The sequence below is a fragment of the Caballeronia sp. ATUFL_F1_KS39 genome (assembly GCF_023630985.1).
In the GTDB taxonomy this organism is placed as follows: Bacteria; Pseudomonadota; Gammaproteobacteria; order Burkholderiales; family Burkholderiaceae; genus Caballeronia; species Caballeronia zhejiangensis.
Genome location: NZ_JALQDZ010000129.1, coordinates 1 through 245, shown reverse-complemented (window position 1 = coordinate 245; position 245 = coordinate 1). Strand labels below are relative to the sequence as shown.

Annotated in this window: 1 protein-coding gene; it reads left to right on the top strand. The window is 62.9% G+C overall.

What is annotated here, in order from left to right; translation table 11 throughout:
* The coding region (locus tag NCR93_RS31835; protein WP_502799874.1) for an MEDS domain-containing protein at nucleotides 1-245 on the top strand (245 nt) is incomplete at both ends.

Here is a 245-nt window from a genome sequence, read left to right as displayed (position 1 = left end):
AGTCTGTCCTGGGCACGCTGATCGACACGCTCTCCGGGAACGGCAAGGTTCCCGTCCGCGCATTCGGCGAGATGGTCGCCATCCTGTGCGCCCGCGGAGAGTCCGGGGCGGCGCTGCGTCTGGAGCAACTGTGGAACGATCTCGCACGCAAACATGCATTCTCGCTTCTGTGCGCCTATCCCACACGCGTATTCAAAGGCAGCGAAGAGGCGCGCGCGTTTCACGCAATTTGCTCAGCCCATGAC